At 67.2% G+C, this 3,013-nt stretch carries 2 protein-coding genes and 2 pseudogenes; all 4 read left to right on the top strand.

Annotation, left to right across the window (positions count from 1 at the left end):
• Positions 1-191 (top strand): annotated as a pseudogene (locus tag B2W70_RS00035) (hypothetical protein); the annotation flags it as partial.
• The gene (locus tag B2W70_RS00030) at positions 191-1,111 is read left to right on the top strand and encodes a lipid A biosynthesis acyltransferase (RefSeq protein ID WP_286741854.1); all 921 of its coding nucleotides are present in this window, start codon (positions 191-193) and stop codon (positions 1,109-1,111) included. The pseudogene B2W70_RS00035 and the gene B2W70_RS00030, both read left to right, overlap by 1 nt.
• A 159-nt stretch (positions 1,112-1,270) precedes the next feature.
• Positions 1,271-2,836, top strand: coding sequence for a methyl-accepting chemotaxis protein (locus B2W70_RS00025; RefSeq protein ID WP_286741853.1), 1,566 nt, complete (start codon positions 1,271-1,273; stop codon positions 2,834-2,836).
• 76 nt (positions 2,837-2,912) lie between these two features.
• Positions 2,913-3,013 (top strand): annotated as a pseudogene (locus B2W70_RS00020) (diaminopimelate epimerase); the annotation flags it as partial.

Genomic DNA, 3,013 nt, shown 5'->3' with positions numbered 1-3,013 from the left:
TCCGGGTCGCCCCGCAGACCGAAGCGCTCCTGGCCGCAGGCGATGCGGCAGAATCCGCAGCCGCCATCAACCGGCTGATGGAAGACCTGATCATGCAAGCACCCGAGCAGTACCTGTGGGGTTACAACCGCTACAAGGGCCCCCGCGCTGAAATCCTGACGTCGGCAACAAAAAGCGAGAAAGCCGCCTGATGGCAACCAAAGACGGCAACTTGCCAAAAGAAGTCGCCATCCGGCTCGGCCTGGGCGTGCTGTGGACGCTGCAGTGGCTGCCCCTGCCGGTGCTGGCCGCCTTCGCTCGCGGCCTGGGCGCCCTGCTCTACCGCCTGGCCGGCTCACGCCGCAAGGTGGGCTTGCGCAACCTCGAGCTCTGTTTCCCGGAGATGCCCCTGGCCGAGCGCCAGGCCCTGCTCCAGCGTCACTTCCAGTGGCTCACGCAAAGCCTGCTCGACCGCGCCGTGCTGTGGTGGGCGCCCGAGTCGCGCATCCGGCGCCTCATCGAGGTCGAAGGCGACATCGGCCTGGCCGAGCGCGTGTGGCAGCGGGAGCAGCGCGCCACCATGTGGCTGTGCCCGCACTTTGTCGGCCTGGACGTGGCCGGCGCGGCCATCCTGCTCAAGCAGCCGCGTCCCGGCGCCTCCATCTACCAGGCACAAAGCCACCCGCTGATGGACCGGCTCATGAAGCAGGGCCGCCTGCGCTTTGGCGACGCCGAAATCTTCCCGCGCCAGGACTCGATCAAGCCGCTGCTGCGAGCCGTCAAAGCCGGTCGGGGGTTTTTCAACCTGCCGGACATGGACTTCGGCCTGCAGGACGCCACCTTCGTGCCCTTTTTCGGTGTGCCGGCGGCCACGCTGATGGCGCCTTCTCGCCTGGCGCGCATGCTCGACATGGTGGTGCAGCCCGTCATCGCCGAGATCCTGCCGGGCGGCCGTGGCTGGAAGGTCAAGTTCCTGCCTCCGCTCGAAGGCTTCCCCACCCGCGACGCCGAAGCCGACACGGCCGCCATGAACCGCTTCATCGAGCAGCAGATCCTGTTGCAGCCCGAGCAGTACCTGTGGGTGCACAAGCGCTTCAAGACCCGCCCCGAGGGCCTGCCCAGCCTGTATTGAGCTGGGCCGCCAGGCCGCACCCCGCGACGCCATCGCGTCGCCAACGTGATCCAGATCAAGCCCAAGCGGCTCAAGTTGGCGCAAAACCCGACCGATACCTCATGCGAGAGGGGCGCGCCACCCAGGGTGCCCCCGTGAACATTCGAGGAGTTCGGGCACATGAACTGGATCACCTGGTTGCGCGGCTATTCCATCCGCTCGCGACTGATCGCCTGCATGGCACTGGTCGTCGTCATCGGCAGCATCGTGGGGGCCGGCATGAGCTGGAAGCTGATGTCGCTGCAAGGCGAGTTCGACAGCTTTGCCCATGAAGAATTCACGGCCACCCAACGCATGGCCGACCTGGCGCTGAACCTCAGCAAGCTGCGCGGGCAAGAAAAGGCCGCCGTCATCAACACCGGGGACTCGGTCACCGTGGAAGGCCACGTCAAGGCCTGGGCGAGCGCACTGGCCGAAACCGGCAAGGCCACCGAAGCCCTGATCGCCTCCGCCCCGAACGATGAAATCCGCCAGGCCGCCACCAGCTTGAAACAAAAGCTGGCCGCCTACAGCCAGGCCCTGCGCCCGACCCTGGACCTCATCTCCAGCAACGCCTTGAGCACCTCGGGCGAGGCCTACCAGTCGACCGAAGGCGCCCGCCAGGAGGCCGACCAGGCCGAAGCCATCGCCGCGCAACTCAACGCCAGCATCACCGCCATCGCCGACGCGCGCCGCCAAACCGTCGAAGGCGAGGTGCAGTCCACCATCGTGTCGCTGTGGGCCTTGCTGTTGTCGCCGGGCGTCGTGTTCCTGCCGTTGATGGGCGCGACCATCTACTCGATCACCCGCCCGCTCAAGCGCGCCGAGGAGATCACCCAGGCCATCGCCCATGGCGACCTGACGCGCGAGATCCGGCCCAATGGCCAGGACGAAATCGCCCACCTGATGACGTCCATGAAGACCATGCAGGACGGCCTGCGCGACATGGTGGCCTCGGTGCGGGATTCGTCCGAGAGCATGCTGACCGCATCGACCGAGATCGCCGCCGGCAACCAGGACCTGTCCAACCGCACCGAGCAGACCGCCTCGAACCTGCAAGCCGCCGCCTCGTCGATGGATGAGCTCAGCAAGACGGTGGAGCACTCGGCCGACTCGGCCAACGTGGCCAACCAGCTGGCGTCGACGGCCAGCCAGCGCGCCGTCGTGGGCGGCGAGGTGGTCTCCAGCGTGGTGCAGCACATGGAAGACATCAGCGAAGCCTCGCGCAAGATCAACGACATCATCAGCGTGATCGACGGCATCGCCTTCCAGACCAACATCCTGGCCTTGAACGCCGCCGTGGAAGCAGCCCGAGCCGGCGAACAAGGCCGCGGCTTCGCGGTGGTGGCGGGCGAGGTGCGCTCGCTGGCGCAACGCAGCGCCGAGGCCGCGCGCGAGATCAAGACGCTGATCGGCCAGTCCACCGACCGCGTCGAAGTGGGCTCGCAGAAGGTGCGCGAAGCCGGCTCGGTGATGAACGAGATCGTCGACGCCATCCAGCGCGTGTCACACGCCATGGGCGAGATCGCCGACGCAACCCGCCAACAATCGGGCGGCATCGGGCAGGTGACGAACTCGGTGACCGAGCTCGACCACATGACCCAGCAAAACGCCGCCCTGGTCGAGCAGTCCGCCGCTGCGGCCGACAGCCTGCGCCAGCAGGCCATCGACCTGTCGAAAACGGTGCAGCGCTTTCACCTGAGCTGAGCCGCGCGCAGGGCACGGAGCCCGGGCGCGGCGCCGACCGCAGCAGGGGCTTGCCGACAGGCGGATAATCGCCTGCATGAAGCTGCGTTTCACCAAGATGCACGGCGCGGGCAACGACTTCGTCGTGCTCGACGCCACCCGCGGGCCGCTGCCTTTGAGCACGGCCCAATACCGTTT

Origin of the sequence: Aquabacterium sp. UBA2148, assembly GCF_002328915.1 — a bacterium.
Classification (GTDB): Bacteria; Pseudomonadota; Gammaproteobacteria; order Burkholderiales; family Burkholderiaceae_C; genus Aquabacterium; species Aquabacterium parvum.
This window is presented reverse-complemented; position numbering and strand designations above follow the sequence as displayed.